Genomic DNA, 14,135 nt, shown 5'->3' with positions numbered 1-14,135 from the left:
TCTAGCACGCCAAGTTCCTGGGTCTCTGAGGTATAAAAGAAAGCTTCCGCTCTTTCGAGGTGCCCATGTCCCAGACCCCCGATGCGATCCTGCAGGAAACCAAGCGCCGCATGCATGCGTCCGTGGAGGCCCTGAAGAAGGAGATGGCCACCATCCGCACCGGCCGGGCCAACGCCAGCCTGCTGGACAACGTGCATGTGGAGTACTACGGGTCCATGGTGCCCCTGAACCAGATGGGCAGCGTGTCCGTGCCCGAGTCCGGCTTGCTGGTGGTGACCCCCTTCGACAAGAGCGCCATCAAGGCCGTGGAGACGGCCATTCTCAAGTCCGACCTGGGGATCAACCCCTCCAACGACGGCCAGGTGATCCGCCTCCCCATTCCCATGCTCACGGAAGAGCGGCGCAAGGAGCTGGTGAAGGTCCTCCACCGCCTGGGCGAAGAGATCAAGACCGGCGTGCGCAACATCCGCCGCGACGCCAACGAGGACGTGAAGAAGCTCGAGAAGGCCAAGGAGGGCCACATCTCCGAGGACGCCGCCAAGAAGGCCCTGGACGACATCCAGAAGCTCACCGACCTCCACACCAAGGAGATCGAGGAGGCCCTGAAGCACAAGGAAGCCGAGATTCTCAAAGTTTGAGGCGATAGGCTGTCTGTAGGCGCCGCGGCCCTTCGGGGCCGCGGCCTTTTGTGGATTCGTCGACGATGCCGAACCTCCCCACCCTCGCCCTCCTCATGCTCGCCGCCCTGCTGGCGGGCTTCATCGACGCGGTGGTGGGCGGCGGCGGGCTCATCACCGTGCCGGCCCTCATGCTCGGCCTGCCCGCGGGCACGCCGCTGCCCACGCTGCTGGGCACCAACAAGGTGGTGGCGGTGACGGGCACGACCATGGCGGCAGGCAAGTTCCTGCGCTCCGGGGCCCTGGCCTGGCGCGAGATGGTGGTGCCGGTGCTGGCCTCGGCGCTGGGCGCCTCCGGGGGCGTGTGGCTCACCTACCGGGTGCATGCGGACTTCCTGAAGCCCGTGATGCTGGGCCTGCTGGTGGCCATGCTGGCCTTCACCCTGCTGAAGCCGGACCTGGGCCACCTGCACGCGCCCCGGTACGGCCTACGCCACCAGCGAGGTCTGGCGGCCCTCATCGCCCTGGGGCTGGGCTTCTACGACGGATTCTTCGGGCCGGGCACGGGTTCGGTGCTGATCTTCCTCTTCGTGGCGGTCCTGGGGTTCGACTTCCTGCGATCCTCGGCCCTGGCCAAGGCCGTGAACTGGGCCTCGAACATCACTTCCATGGGCCTCTTCGTCTGGCAGGGGAGCTGGATCCCCTCGGTGGCCCTGGGCATGGCGGCGGCGAACGGCGTGGGCGGCTACCTGGGCGCCCACGTGGCCCTCAACAAGGGCAGCGGCTGGGTGCGGGGCGTCTTCATCGGCGTGGTGGGCGCCCTCATTCTGCGCTTGGGTTGGCAGGTGTTCCGCGGGTAGATTAGGCCGATGCCCTCCCGCCCCCGTCCCTTCCCCTGGGACGTCCTCATCCGAACCTTGAGATTCTTCTACCTGCTGTGGGGCGGGATGCTGCTTTCCTCGCTGGCCTTCTACGGGCGCCTGAAGGTGCCTCCGTCCCTGTGGCACTGGCCGGACCTCTGCCGGGCCCTCGTGGGACCCTGGGGACGGGCCGTGGCCCTGGGCCTCGGCCTGGTGATGTGTCTGGCGGCCCTCCTGGAAGTCTGGGAGCTGGTGGACCGGCTCCTGGTGCGCTTCATGGGCGAGTCCGAGCACTGAGCCCCCAAGCGTGTGCTCGGGAATGCGCTTGGTGAATCGGGCCCTTTTGGCGATCCTGGAGCCTTGGGCTTGAACCCTTTCCGGGTTCGGGCCATTCAAGAAGCGTGTCCCGGAGGCAGGTCGATATGGCGCAGGCGGTTCGTGGAGTGGTCAAGGCAGGACTGATGCTGGGCGCGGCCGCCCTGCCGGCGGCGGCCCAGAGCCTGGCCCTTCCGGCCGCGGATCCCGTGGGCATCGCCCGCAGCGGGGCCCAGGTGGCCTACGGCTACAGCCTGGAGGCGGCCTCCACCAATCCGGCTCTCCTGGCTTCGCTGAAGGAGAAGACAGGTTTCTACGTGGCGGGCGGAATGGAGCTGGCCTCCAGCCAGGAGAGCCTCGAATCGAACCAGAAGACCTGGTACACCTCCGACCGCAACCGCGCCATCGGGGCCTTCGGGCTGTCCATGCGCCTCTCGCCCAAGCTCACCCTCGGGCTCAAGCTCGATGAGCCCTACCTGCGCCACGGCAAGTTCGGCGACGATGCGCCCAGCCGCTTCCTCGGCGATGGCATCGACCTGTCCGCCCACCGACTGGAAGGCCAGGCCGCCTGGACCCTCAATCCGAACATGTCCATCGGCCTGGGCCTCGGCGTGGCTCGGCTTGGCTACGAATCCAGCAGTGTCATGCGCTTCGGCGTGCCCCTCGATCCCTCCTTGCCCGTCTCAGGCACGAACACGGTCCAGGGCGTGGTGGAGCAGCGGGTGGGACAGAGCGGGAACAAGGTGGTTCCGAGCTACTCGCTGGGGTTCCGCTGGGCCATCAATCCGCGCTGGACCCTGGCCGCCACCCACCAGTCCGGGCTGAAGGGCGACCTCGACATGAGCGCGGGCTACCGGGGCCCCAGCCAGGGACTCTACGCCAACGACGGGCTGAGCGCTCCGCCCCTGGGCACGGGACTGCGTTCCCCCGGCATCCTGTCGGCTTCGACGCCCGTGGCCAGCGGTTCCGGGAGGATGGAACTGCCCTCCCAGACGGCGGTGGGCTTCCGGCACCGTGCCCACCCGATGGTGACCTGGGAGGCGGATCTGCGCTGGACCGCCGCCGGCCTGAGGGTGCCCGATTTCGCCCAGGTGTCCACCCCCTCGGGGATGGTGGCGGCCCCGGCGGAACTGCCCCGCGGCAAGGGCCACTTCGGCCTCAGCGCCTCGGTCGAGGTCGAGCTGGGCAAGTTCTGGACCTTGCGGGGCGGCCTCGCGCTCGACCAGCGCGCCGTGGAGGAATCCATGATCGAGCCCTTGCTGGGCGGAGGCCGGACCGCCGCCTTCTCCGTGGGGGCGGGCTACAAGGCCTGGGGCGGCGAGCTCAGCATCGGCTACCAGTTCCGCCAGAGCGAGGACCTGAGCACGCGGCGCCTGGACGGCGTCTGGAGCTCCTCCGGCTTCCGCTCCACGGGCACCCTCGAGCGGATCGAAGGCATGGGACATCTCATGGCCATCGGGTACCGGAAGACGTTCTGACCATGCCCCGGGTGGAGCCCTAGATGCGTTTCCTCGGCCCGCACGCCTGCGAAGAGGCCCTGGCCCGCGGGGAGCTGCACACGGCCTGGATCGCCCCGGCGGCCTTCGGGCGGCTGGCCAGGTTCATCGCGGAGGCCCGGTCGGCGGGCGTGGTCATCCACCGCGAACCCATGGAGAGCCTGGATCGGCGCAGCCAGGGCCAGCGCCACCAGGGGGTGCTGGGCGAAGGCGGTCCCTTCGCCTACGCCGACTTCGACGAGATCGCCTCCCGTGTCCGGGCCAAGGGCGCGGCCGCGCTGGTGCTGGCGCTGGATGGCGTCACCGACCCCCACAACCTGGGGGCCATCCTGCGTTCCGCCGCCGCGGCCGCCGTGGACGGCGTGATCCTGCCCGAACGGCGCTCCGCGGCCGTGAACGAGACGGTGGTGCGCGCCAGCGCGGGAACGGCGGGCCGCGTGCCCGTGTGCCGCGTGGTGAACCTGGGCCGCGCTCTGGACGGCCTGAAGGAGGCCGGGGCGTGGATCTACGGACTGGCGGCGGGGCCCGGCAGCCGCGACTACCTGCAGGAGCCCTTCGATCGCGCCGCGGTGCTGGTGATGGGCGCCGAGGGCGAGGGGCTGCACCTCAAGATCCGCGAGCGCTGCGACATCCTCCTCCACATCCCCATGCCGGGAGGCATCGAGAGCCTCAACGTCTCCGCCGCCGCGGCGGTGACGCTGTTCCGCGTGCTGGCGCGCCGTGGATAGCCGCGCTCCGAAGTTTTCGCTTGAGGCCCCCATGGGCGCGTGATAGCGTTGGGGTTCCCTGTCAGGAAAGCCCTGCCTCGCAGCGACCCTGACACGGAGCCCCGGTAGGGGTTCCGAGGGGAGGCTTCCCGGGCTTCCCGGAAGCATTGACAAGCCCCGGGAGGGGCGCTGGACACAATGCCGAGATGGCCGAGTGGTTAATGGCAGCAGACTGTAAATCTGCCACGCATCGCGTTACGGAGGTTCGAATCCTTCTCTCGGCACCAGTCCTCTGGATCCCATCCAGATCGCTGGATCCCGCTTTCGGGATTCCACCGCGGGAATAGCTCAGTTGGTAGAGCGTCAGCCTTCCAAGCTGAATGTCGCGGGTTCGAGCCCCGTTTCCCGCTCCACCTCCCCGTCCCGCCGGCCCCGCCCGGCCCGACGGCAAGGCCCCCCGCTCCGGCGGGAAGGTTCAAAGCCCACATAGCTCAGCGGTAGAGCACTTCCTTGGTAAGGAAGAGGTCACCGGTTCAAGCCCGGTTGTGGGCTCCACCCTTTGCACATGTTCCCTTCATCATCTTCTCTCCCACCTTCCAGGAGGCATCCGTGGCCAAAGAGAAATTCGATCGTTCCAAGCCCCACGTCAACATCGGCACCATCGGCCACGTGGACCACGGCAAGACGACGCTGACCGCCGCCATCACGTTCGTGCTGGCCAAGAAGTTCGGTGGCGAGACCAAGTCCTACGACCAGATCGACTCCGCGCCCGAAGAGAAGGCCCGCGGGATCACGATCAACACTGCCCACGTCGAGTACCAGACCGAGAAGCGCCACTATGCCCACGTGGACTGCCCCGGTCACGCCGACTACGTGAAGAACATGATCACCGGCGCGGCCCAGATGGACGGCGCCATCCTCGTGGTCGCCGCCACCGACGGCCCCATGCCCCAGACCCGCGAGCACATCCTGCTGGCCCGTCAGGTGGGCGTGCCCTACATCGTGGTCTTCATGAACAAGATCGACATCGCCGACCCCGAGCTCGCCGAGCTGGTGGAGATGGAGATCCGCGACCTGCTGTCCTCCTACCAGTTCCCCGGCGACGAGATCCCCATCATCAAGGGTTCCGCCCGTCTGGCCCTGGATCACGCCGACACCCCCGAGCACCCCGACTGCGCCTGCATCCATGAGCTCATGGCCGCCGTCGATGCCTACATTCCCGATCCCGTCCGCGCCATCGACAAGCCCTTCATCATGCCCGTCGAGGACGTGTTCACCATCACCGGCCGCGGCACCGTGGTGACCGGCCGCATCGAGCAGGGCATCGTGCGGGTGGGCGAGGAAGTCGAGATCGTCGGCCTCAAGGACACCGTCAAGAAGGTCGTCACCGGCGTCGAGATGTTCCGCAAGTCCCTGGATCAGGGCCAGGCTGGCGATAACGCCGGCATCCTGCTCCGCGGCGTGGAGCGCAAGGATGTGGAGCGCGGCCAGGTGCTCGCCAAGCCCGGCAGCATCACCCCCCACACCAAGTTCAACGCCCAGGTGTACGTGCTGACCAAGGAAGAGGGCGGCCGCCACACCCCCTTCTTCAACAAGTACCGCCCCCAGTTCTACTTCCGCACCACCGACGTGACCGGCTCCATCGAGCTCGAGGCCGGCCGCGAAATGGTGATGCCCGGCGACAACGTCACCCTGACGGTCGAGCTGATCCAGCCCATCGCCATGGACAAGGGCCTGAAGTTCGCCATCCGTGAGGGTGGTCGTACGGTGGGCGCCGGCAACGTGGGCGAGATCCTGGCCTAAGGCCAGTCCGCCCTCCGACTCAGGAGGTCACCATGCGCGACATCGTTCACCTGCAGTGCCAGGACTGCAAGCGCAAGAACTACAGCACCACCAAGAACAAGAAGACCACCACGGGCAAGCTTGAATTCAACAAGTTCTGCCGGTTCTGTGGTGGTTACCGGGTCCACCGAGAGGCCAAGTAGGCTCCGGTCCCGAGGGTTCCCGCCCGGCTCACCAGATGCCGGGCGGTCCCACAGGGGAGTAGCTCAGCTGGTAGAGCAGCGGACTCCAAATCCGCAGGTCGCGGGTTCGAACCCTGTCTCCCCTGCCACCTTCCCGGCCCCGGCGAACCAGCCCGGGGCCAGGTTTTTCTCACCGAATCCTTTCCACGGGGTCCATCGTGATTGGTGCCATCAAACAGCAGGCCAGGGATCTGTTCGCAGAGCTCGACCGGGTGGACTGGCCCAGCAAAGAGAAAGTGCTGACCTCCACCTACACGGTGGTGATCATCTCGGTGTTCGTCGGGGCCTATCTGTGGGCGGCGGACTGGGTCTTCTCCAAGGGCTTCGCCTACTTCTTCCTGAAGACCCGCTGAGCCGGAGGCAGCCATGACCGATCTCATGAGCACTCCCCAGGACACGGTGGTTCCCGCCCAGATCCAGGGCCGCGAACTCAAGTGGTTCATCATCCACACCTACTCGGGCTACGAAGCCAAGGTGATGGAGCATCTCCGCCAGCGCATCAAGATGGAAGAGCGCGATGCGAACTTCGGGGACATCCAGATCCCCGAGGAGACCTACGAGGAGATGAAGGTCGACGCCAAGTCCGGCAAGAAGGAGCGCGTCGTCAAGAAGCGCAAGTCCTTCCCCGGCTACCTGCTCGTGCAGATCCAGGTGGAGCGCAAGCCCGACGGCTCCGTGGAGATGGCGGACGCCGACTGGCACCTGGTGCGGAACACGCCCAAGGTGACCAGCTTCGTGGGCGCCAACAAGAAGCGCCCCACGCCCCTGACGGACGAGGAAGTCCGCCAGATCATGCACCACACGGAAGAGACGCAGGAGAAGCCCAAGCCGAAGTACCACTTCGAGCGCGGCGAGAAGGTGCGCATCATCGATGGCCCCTTCGCCAACTTCGAGGGCGATGTGGAGGAAGTCCACGAGGAGCGCTCCACCATCAAGGTCATGGTCACAGTCTTCGGACGGTCCACGCCGGTGGAACTGGACTTCATCCAGGTGGAGAAAAGGTAGGATCCTCCATTTCCTGAGGACTTTTCGAGGTTCTTCAGGTAGACTTTTACGTCCCGGTCCGTCTGGACCGGGACGTTTTCAACCCGGCTGGGCGATCCGAAGGATCCCCACCCTACAAGGCGGGCGTCGCCGGCATGCGCCGGAATCCCCCGCGGGAGCAATGACATGGCAAAGAAGATCACCGGCTACATCAAGCTGCAGCTGCCCGCGGGCGAGGCCACGCCGGCCCCTCCCGTCGGTCCCGCGCTGGGCCAGCACGGCGTGAACATCATGGAGTTCGTGAAGCAGTTCAACGCGAAGTCCGTGGGCGCGGTGGAGAAGGGCACCACCCTCCCTGTCGTCATCACCGTCTACGCCGACCGCAGCTTCAGCTTCATCCTCAAGACCCCGCCCGCCGCCGTGCTGATCAAGAAGAAGATCGGCCTGGACAAGGGCAGCCCCACGCCCAACAAGCAGAAGGTCGGCAAGATCACCAAGGCGCAGCTCGCCGAGATCGCCAAGGTGAAGATGCCCGACCTCACCGCCGGCAGCCTCGAGGCCGCCGTCCGTTCCATCGCCGGCTCCGCGCGCTCCATGGGCGTCGAAGTCATCGATTGATTTTTTTCGCGCGGGTCCCAAGCCCGCGCGAGCGTTTCGATTCACCTGTTGGAGAACTGCGTCGTGCAGTGATCCCGGCCACCGCGACCGTCATCGCGGGAGATCGTTCGAGTAGGAGCCAATATGGCAAAACCTGGAAAGAAGTACCGGGCTGCCGCGGCCAAGATCGAAGATCGCCCCTACGAGCTCAAGGATGCGCTCACCGTCGTGAAGGACACGGCCTACGCCAAGTTCGACGAGACGGTTGAAGTGCACATGCGGCTCGGTGTGGATCCCCGCCACGCGGACCAGATGGTCCGCGGCACCATCGTCCTGCCCCACGGAACGGGCAAGACGATGCGCGTGGCGGTGATCGCGGGTGGCGAGAAGATCAAGGAAGCGGAAGCGGCGGGCGCCGAGATCGTGGGCGGGGACGAGCTGGTCGAGAAGATCGCCGGCGGATTCCTCGACTTCGATGCTCTGGTCGCGACCCCCGACATGATGAAGGGCGTCGGCCGTCTCGGTAAGGTGCTGGGCCCCCGCGGCCTCATGCCCAACCCCAAGACCGGCACCGTGACCTTCAACGTGGCCCAGGCCATCAAGGAGATCAAGGCCGGCAAGGTGGAGTACCGCGTCGACAAGACCGGCATCATCCACGCGCCCGTGGGCAAGCTCTCCTTCGGCGTCGAGAAGCTGGAAGAGAACGCCAAGGCGCTCATCGATGCCGTGAACAAGGCCAAGCCCGCCACGGCGAAGGGCAAGTACGTGAAGACGATGTATATCGCTTCCACGATGGGCCCCTCGGTCACCCTCAACACCACAAGCGTTGAGAAGTAGGAGGCCGACCATGGAAAAGAACCAGAAGATCGCTGAAGTCGCCGAGCTCAAGGAGACCTTCGCCACGGCCACCTCGGCCGTCGTGATCGAATTCAAGGGCCTCGGGGTCGAGAAGGACACCGCGTTCCGCAAGAACATCCGCGAGAGCAAGGGTCACTACCGCGTCGGCAAAAACACCCTGCTCCGCCTGGCCGTGAAGGACACCACCTTCGAGGGCCTCGGCGGTTCCTTCAAGGGCAACAGCGCCGTGGCCACCACCAAGGACGACGTCGTCGCCCTGGCCAAGGCCGTCAACGGCTTCCTGAAGGACAACCCGGCTGCCACCTTCAAGGCCGGCATCATGGACGGCAAGGCCATCAACGCCGCCCAGCTGCAGACCCTGGCCGAGCTGCCGAGCCGCGATGTGCTCATCGCCAAGCTGCTCTATCTCATGCAGTACCCCATCTCCGGTCTGGCGGTCGCCCTCGATGGCATCCGCAAGCAGAAGGCCGGCGAGTAGTTCCCAACCCCGAATCCAAAACCTTTCATCGCATGTAGGAGGCCATCATGGCTCTCACCGCCGACCAGCTCATCGCTGAGATCGAAACCATGACCGTCCTTGACCTGGCGAACCTGGTCAAGGCCCTCGAGGAGCGCTTCGGCGTCTCCGCCGCCGCCATGGCCGCTCCCGCCGCCGGCGGGGCCGCCCCGGCCGCCGCTGCCGAAGAGCAGACGGAATTCAACGTCATCCTGGCTGACGCCGGCGCCAACAAGCTGAACGTCATCAAGGCCGTCCGCGAGATCGTCGCCGGCCTGGGCCTGAAGGAGGCCAAGGACCTCGTTGACGGCGCCCCCAAGCCCGTCAAGGAAGGCGTGGCCAAGGACGAGGCTCAGAAGATCAAGGAAAAGCTCGAAGCCGCTGGCGCCAAGGTCGAAATCAAGTAGTTCCTTTTCCTGCACTAACGCAAAGCGTGGGGTGCCTCCTGCACCTTGCGCTTTGCGGTTTTGTCTGGACATGGTACGATTATTCCTTCCGCCCGGCCCCTCGGGCGGTCCCGCCACCTTCAAAGGCCCCTGGTTGCGAAACGCCTTCCGCCGCAGCGCCAATCACCTTGCTGGGCCGCTCCCTCCACCGATGGGTGGCGGGGTGGCCTTCGGTGCGTGTGCCTGCCTGATCCGCGTCGCCGACTTCTGATCCCTTACCCCGGGGCCGCGGCTCCGGGGCATCGCCGTCTTTGCTCAAGGCCCGCGACACCGCCCCATTGCGTCGCGCGCCGTTCATCGAAGGTTCCGCCAACTTCATCTGGAGCGAACCATGAGTGTTCAGCAGAACATCTACCGCCAGCGCCACAACTTCTCGAAGATCCGGTCCCTGGTCCCCATCCCGAACCTGATCGACATCCAGAAGCGGAGCTACGACGAGTTCCTCCAGATGAACCTGCTCCACAGCGAGCGGGAATCCCGCGGCCTCAAGGCCGTGTTCGAGTCGATGTTCCCCGTGCACAACGGCAAGAACGCCGATGGCACTGACGCCACCCTCGAAGTCGAGTTCCTCGACTACACCGTGGGCCACTGGGCCTGCAAGTGCGAAAAGTACCTGGGCCTGGAGCATCTCCGCACGAGCTGCAAGCAGTGCGGGCACAGCATCGTGTCGGACCATCCGAAGGATCCCACGGTGGACTGCCCCAAGTGCGGCACCCGCAACAAGAACGCCGCAACCATCTGTGACGTGTGCCAGGAGCCCGTCTCGATGAAGCAGAAGATGGGCATGGACGAGTGCGTCGAGCGCGGCGCCACCATGGCCGCCCCCCTGAAGATCCGCGTGCGCCTCAACCAGTTCGACAAGGACGACAAGGGCAACCGGCGCTTCAAGCAGAGCCAGGATTCGGAAGTCTACTTCGGCGACCTCCCGATCATGACCGACCGCGGCACCTTCATCATCAACGGCACCGAGCGCGTGATCGTGAGCCAGCTGCACCGCAGCCCCGGCGTCTTCTTCAGCATCGCGCCGGACAAGAGCCTCTACAGCTCCCAGATCATCCCGTACCGCGGTTCCTGGATCGAGTTCGAGCTCGACTCCAAGGGCCTGCTCTACGCCCGCATCGACCGCAAGCGCAAGTTCCTCGGCGCCACCTTCATGCGCGCCCTGGGCCTGTTCAGCGAGGATCTCGGCTCCAACGAGACCATGCTCCGCCACTTCTACGCCCCCGCCACCTTCTTCCTCAGGAAGGGCAAGCTGAGCGTGGCTGTGAGCGAGCTGCTGGTGGGCCGCAAGCTCGGCGAGGCCGTGAAGCACCCCAAGACCAAGGAGGAGATCCTCCCCAAGGACAAGAAGATCACCCGCCGCGTCCTGGAGCAGATGGAGAAGGCGGGCATCAAGGACGTGCCCGTGGAGCGCGAGATGCTCGACGGCGCCGTGCTGCTGCAGGACATCGTGAACATGGGCACCGGCGAAGTGCTCATGGAGGCCAACGAGCCCTTCCTCCAGACCCACCTGGAGATGTTCCTGGCCAACGACGTGCAGTCCTTCGACGTCTGCTTCCCCGAGGCCGACCTCACCGGCAAGATTTTCTCCGAGACCCTGGCCAAGGACCACACCGAGGACAGCGAGGAAGCCGCCAAGGAGCTCTTCAAGAAGATCCGGCCCGGCGAGCCCGCCACCCTGGAATCCAGCAAGAAGCTGCTCTACGGCATGTTCTTCGATCCCCAGAAGTACGACCTCAGCAAGGTGGGCCGCCACAAGATCAACGCCAAGCTGGGCCTCAGCACCGACCTGGACTTCCGCACCCTCGGCACGGACGACTTCGTCTCGACCGTCCACTACCTCCTGCGCCTGAAGAAGTACGACACCACCCGCCAGGACATCGGCGAGATCGCCCCCGTGCGCGCCGACGACATCGACCACCTGGGCAACCGCCGTGTGCGGTCCGTGGGCGAGCTGCTGGAGAACGGGTTCCGCGTGGGCCTGGTGCGCGTGCAGCGGGCCATCAAGGAGAAGTTCAGCATCGCGCAGGACCCCAACAGCCCCCTGCAGGCGCACGACCTGATCAACAGCAAGCCTGTCATCGCGGCCATGAAGGAGTTCTTCGGCAGCAGCCAGCTCTCCCAGTTCATGGACCAGACCAACCCGCTGTCCGAGATCACCCACAAGCGCCGCCTCTCGGCCCTGGGACCGGGCGGCCTCAGCCGCGACCGCGCGGGCTTCGAGGTGCGCGACGTGCACACCTCCCACTACGGCCGCATCTGCCCCATCGAGACGCCTGAAGGCCCGAACATCGGCCTCATCAGCTCGCTCTCCTGCTACGCCCGCATCAACGAGTTCGGCTTCATCGAGAGCCCCTACCTGAAGGTGGAGAACGGCCGCATTGTCCACTTCGCCAAGGTCACCAGCGTGGGCGACTCCAAGTTCGGCTACATGGACGTGGTCCGCCTGGAAGACCTGGAAGCCGAGAACAAGAAGCTGACCAAGGCCGGCAAGCGCGCCGCCAAGTTCGAGATGCATGCCTTCTACCTCTCCGCCTGGGAGGAGGACGAGCACGTCATCGCGCAGGCCAACGTTCCCGTGGACGCCGACGGCGCCATCCTCGACGAGGACGTGACTGTCCGTGTCGCCGGCGAGACCAAGATCGTCGCCCGCGACAAGGTCACCCTCATGGACGTGAGCCCCAAGCAGGTGGTCTCCGTCGCCGCCAGCCTCATCCCCTTCCTCGAGAACGACGACGCCAACCGGGCCCTCATGGGCGCCAACATGCAGCGCCAGGCCGTGCCCCTCATCCGCACCGAGGCCCCCATCGTGGGCACCGGCATGGAGTACGTGGCCGCCAAGGATTCCGGCGCCTGCGTGGTCTGCCGCCGCTCCGGCATCGTCGAGACCGTGGACGCCAACCGCATCGTGGTGCGCGTCGAGGATGATCCCGAGACCGAGGGCGTCGAGTCCGGGGTGGACATCTACACCCTGGTGAAGTTCGCCCGCAGCAACCAGAACACCTGCCTCAACCAGATGCCCCTCGTGAAGAAGGGCGAGTACGTCACCGAGGGCCAGATCCTGGCTGACGGCCCCTGCACCGACCACGGCGAGCTGGCCCTGGGCCGCAACCTGGTCGTGGCCTACATGCCCTGGCGCGGCTACAACTTTGAGGACGCGATCCTGATCTCCGAGCGCGTGGTGAAGGAAGACCTCTACACCACCATCCACATCGAGGAGTTCGAGGTCCACGCCCGCGACACCAAGCTGGGCCCCGAAGAAATCACCCGCGACATCCCCCAGGTGCGCGAGGAGGCCCTCAAGAACCTCGACGAGTCGGGCATCATCCGCACCGGCGCCACCGTGCGCCACGGCGACATCCTGGTGGGCAAGGTCACGCCCAAGGGCGAAACCATCCTCAGCCCCGAGGAGAAGCTGCTCCGCGCCATCTTCGGCGAGAAGGCCAGCGACGTGAAGGACGCCAGCCTCACGGTACCCCCGGGCATCGAGGGCACCGTGGTGGACATCAAGGTGTTCACCCGCAAGGGCCAGGAGAAGGACCTCCGCACCCAGCAGATCGAGCGCGACCAGATCGCCAAGTGGGAGAAGGACCTCTCCGACGAGGAGCGCATCATCCGCGCCGAGGCCAAGAAGAAGATCGTGGCCTTGCTGAAGGGCAAGGAGCTCTCCGAGACCCTCACGGACGACAAGGGCCAGAAGGAGCTGCTGCCCAAGGGCAAGAAGCTCACCCAGAACATGCTCGAGGCCGTGCCCTACCACCGCTTCCGGCAGATCTCCGTGGCCGCGGGCAAGAGCCGCATCGAGACCGAGGTGCTGGACATCCTCGACAAGACCGAGAGCCAGCTCAAGGTCCTGCGCAACATCCTCGACGAGCGCATGGAGCGCCTGCTCAAGGGCGACGAGCTCATGCCCGGCGTCCTCAAGACCGTGAAGTGCTACGTGGCCGTGAAGCGCAAGCTGCAGGTCGGCGACAAGATGGCCGGCCGCCACGGCAACAAGGGCGTGGTCAGCCGCATCCTCCCCGTGGAGGACATGCCCTACCTGCCCGATGGCCGCCCGGTGGACATCGTGCTGAACCCCCTCGGCGTGCCTTCCCGTATGAACATCGGCCAGGTGCTCGAGTGCCACCTGGGCTGGGCTGGCAAGACCCTCGGCGTCCACTTCTCCACGCCCGTCTTCGACGGCGCCCGCGAGGCGGACATCAAGGGCTTCCTCACCCAGGCCTGGGAGAAGAACGGCAAGCTGGGGCCGGACATTTCCGGCAAGACCATGCTGTTCGACGGCATGACCGGCGAGGCCTTCGAGCAGCCCGTGAACGTCGGCTGCGTCTACATGCTCAAGCTGCACCACCTGGTGGACAACAAAATCCACGCCCGGAGCATCGGGCCCTACAGCCTCATCACCCAGCAGCCCCTCGGCGGCAAGGCCCAGTTCGGCGGCCAGCGCTTCGGCGAGATGGAAGTGTGGGCGCTGGAAGCCTACGGCGCCGCCCACGTGCTGCAGGAGCTGCTCACCTACAAGTCCGACGACATGCACGGCCGCACCCAGATCTACCAGGCCATCATCAAGGGCGAGACCATCAAGGATCCCGGCCTCCCCGAGAGCTTCAACGTCGTGAAGAAGGAACTCAACGCGCTGTGCATCGATGTCGAGATGCTCACCCGCGAGGAGCTGGATCCAGGCCTGACGGAAGAGGAACCCGCAGTCTTCACCATCGAAGGCTGATCTCCTTCC

General features: G+C 65.9%; 14 protein-coding genes and 4 tRNA genes. All 18 read left to right on the top strand.

Annotated elements, in window-relative coordinates; translation table 11 throughout:
* Positions 1 to 65: 65 nt before the first annotated feature.
* A complete protein-coding gene (gene frr / locus MLJ35_RS13370; RefSeq protein ID WP_243384756.1) occupies positions 66 to 638 on the top strand; it encodes a ribosome recycling factor in 573 nt (190 codons plus the stop codon).
* Positions 639 to 703: 65 nt separating this feature from the next.
* Entirely contained in the window at positions 704 to 1,477 is a 774-nt protein-coding gene (locus MLJ35_RS13365; protein WP_243384755.1) for a TSUP family transporter, read from the top strand.
* A gap of 9 nt (positions 1,478 to 1,486) precedes the next feature.
* Positions 1,487 to 1,774 (top strand): hypothetical protein, encoded by a 288-nt coding sequence (locus MLJ35_RS13360; protein ID WP_243384754.1) that lies wholly within the window; start codon positions 1,487 to 1,489, stop codon positions 1,772 to 1,774.
* Between the two features lie 146 nt (positions 1,775 to 1,920).
* Positions 1,921 to 3,270: an OmpP1/FadL family transporter gene (locus MLJ35_RS13355; protein ID WP_338028462.1), complete on the top strand. Its 1,350-nt coding sequence runs from the start codon at positions 1,921 to 1,923 to the stop codon at positions 3,268 to 3,270.
* A 23-nt stretch (positions 3,271 to 3,293) separates the two neighbouring features.
* The gene (gene rlmB, locus MLJ35_RS13350) at positions 3,294 to 4,016 is read left to right on the top strand and encodes a 23S rRNA (guanosine(2251)-2'-O)-methyltransferase RlmB (protein WP_243384753.1); all 723 of its coding nucleotides are present in this window, start codon (positions 3,294 to 3,296) and stop codon (positions 4,014 to 4,016) included.
* Between the two features lie 179 nt (positions 4,017 to 4,195).
* Positions 4,196 to 4,282 (top strand) — tRNA-Tyr (locus tag MLJ35_RS13345).
* 50 nt (positions 4,283 to 4,332) lie between these two features.
* Positions 4,333 to 4,408, top strand: a tRNA-Gly gene (locus MLJ35_RS13340).
* Between the two features lie 67 nt (positions 4,409 to 4,475).
* A tRNA-Thr gene (locus MLJ35_RS13335) sits at positions 4,476 to 4,550 on the top strand.
* A gap of 54 nt (positions 4,551 to 4,604) precedes the next feature.
* On the top strand, positions 4,605 to 5,798 hold the full coding sequence (tuf, locus tag MLJ35_RS13330) for an elongation factor Tu (RefSeq protein WP_243288287.1): 1,194 nt from the start codon (positions 4,605 to 4,607) through the stop codon (positions 5,796 to 5,798).
* A gap of 32 nt (positions 5,799 to 5,830) precedes the next feature.
* A complete protein-coding gene (gene rpmG, locus MLJ35_RS13325) occupies positions 5,831 to 5,980 on the top strand; it encodes a 50S ribosomal protein L33 (RefSeq protein WP_026853109.1) in 150 nt (49 codons plus the stop codon).
* A 52-nt stretch (positions 5,981 to 6,032) separates the two neighbouring features.
* Positions 6,033 to 6,108, top strand: a tRNA-Trp gene (locus tag MLJ35_RS13320).
* Between the two features lie 69 nt (positions 6,109 to 6,177).
* On the top strand, positions 6,178 to 6,372 hold the full coding sequence (gene secE / locus MLJ35_RS13315) for a preprotein translocase subunit SecE (protein ID WP_243324053.1): 195 nt from the start codon (positions 6,178 to 6,180) through the stop codon (positions 6,370 to 6,372).
* A gap of 13 nt (positions 6,373 to 6,385) precedes the next feature.
* A complete protein-coding gene (gene nusG, locus MLJ35_RS13310) occupies positions 6,386 to 7,024 on the top strand; it encodes a transcription termination/antitermination protein NusG (protein WP_243295637.1) in 639 nt (212 codons plus the stop codon).
* Positions 7,025 to 7,189: 165 nt separating this feature from the next.
* Complete coding sequence (rplK, locus tag MLJ35_RS13305; protein WP_243295638.1) at positions 7,190 to 7,621, top strand: 50S ribosomal protein L11; 432 nt, start codon at positions 7,190 to 7,192, stop codon at positions 7,619 to 7,621.
* A gap of 123 nt (positions 7,622 to 7,744) precedes the next feature.
* Positions 7,745 to 8,437 carry a 50S ribosomal protein L1 gene (gene rplA / locus MLJ35_RS13300; RefSeq protein ID WP_243288284.1) on the top strand — a complete coding sequence of 231 codons (693 nt, stop codon included), beginning with the start codon at positions 7,745 to 7,747 and terminating at the stop codon, positions 8,435 to 8,437.
* 10 nt (positions 8,438 to 8,447) lie between these two features.
* Positions 8,448 to 8,936, top strand: a complete 489-nt coding sequence (rplJ, locus tag MLJ35_RS13295) for a 50S ribosomal protein L10 (RefSeq protein WP_243384752.1) — start codon at positions 8,448 to 8,450, stop codon at positions 8,934 to 8,936.
* Positions 8,937 to 8,983: 47 nt separating this feature from the next.
* Positions 8,984 to 9,361 carry a 50S ribosomal protein L7/L12 gene (gene rplL / locus MLJ35_RS13290; RefSeq protein WP_243288282.1) on the top strand — a complete coding sequence of 126 codons (378 nt, stop codon included), beginning with the start codon at positions 8,984 to 8,986 and terminating at the stop codon, positions 9,359 to 9,361.
* 370 nt (positions 9,362 to 9,731) lie between these two features.
* Positions 9,732 to 14,126 (top strand): DNA-directed RNA polymerase subunit beta, encoded by a 4,395-nt coding sequence (gene rpoB / locus MLJ35_RS13285; RefSeq protein WP_243384751.1) that lies wholly within the window; start codon positions 9,732 to 9,734, stop codon positions 14,124 to 14,126.
* Positions 14,127 to 14,135: the final 9 nt, after the last annotated feature.

This window comes from Geothrix alkalitolerans, from assembly GCF_022808885.1.
In the GTDB taxonomy this organism is placed as follows: domain Bacteria; phylum Acidobacteriota; class Holophagae; order Holophagales; family Holophagaceae; genus Geothrix; species Geothrix alkalitolerans.
This window is presented reverse-complemented; position numbering and strand designations above follow the sequence as displayed.

What these genes read in the sequence shown, in the direction of transcription:
- frr (WP_243384756.1), top strand. Translation starts at nt 66, where the DNA reads ATGTCCCAGACCCCCGATGCGATCCTGCAGGAAACCAAGCGCCGCATG.
- MLJ35_RS13365 (WP_243384755.1), top strand. Translation starts at nt 704, where the DNA reads ATGCCGAACCTCCCCACCCTCGCCCTCCTCATGCTCGCCGCCCTGCTG.
- MLJ35_RS13360 (WP_243384754.1), top strand. Translation starts at nt 1,487, where the DNA reads ATGCCCTCCCGCCCCCGTCCCTTCCCCTGGGACGTCCTCATCCGAACC.
- rlmB (WP_243384753.1), top strand. Translation starts at nt 3,294, where the DNA reads ATGCGTTTCCTCGGCCCGCACGCCTGCGAAGAGGCCCTGGCCCGCGGG.
- rpmG (WP_026853109.1), top strand. Translation starts at nt 5,831, where the DNA reads ATGCGCGACATCGTTCACCTGCAGTGCCAGGACTGCAAGCGCAAGAAC.
- nusG (WP_243295637.1), top strand. Translation starts at nt 6,386, where the DNA reads ATGACCGATCTCATGAGCACTCCCCAGGACACGGTGGTTCCCGCCCAG.
- rplK (WP_243295638.1), top strand. Translation starts at nt 7,190, where the DNA reads ATGGCAAAGAAGATCACCGGCTACATCAAGCTGCAGCTGCCCGCGGGC.
- rplA (WP_243288284.1), top strand. Translation starts at nt 7,745, where the DNA reads ATGGCAAAACCTGGAAAGAAGTACCGGGCTGCCGCGGCCAAGATCGAA.
- rplJ (WP_243384752.1), top strand. Translation starts at nt 8,448, where the DNA reads ATGGAAAAGAACCAGAAGATCGCTGAAGTCGCCGAGCTCAAGGAGACC.
- rplL (WP_243288282.1), top strand. Translation starts at nt 8,984, where the DNA reads ATGGCTCTCACCGCCGACCAGCTCATCGCTGAGATCGAAACCATGACC.
- rpoB (WP_243384751.1), top strand. Translation starts at nt 9,732, where the DNA reads ATGAGTGTTCAGCAGAACATCTACCGCCAGCGCCACAACTTCTCGAAG.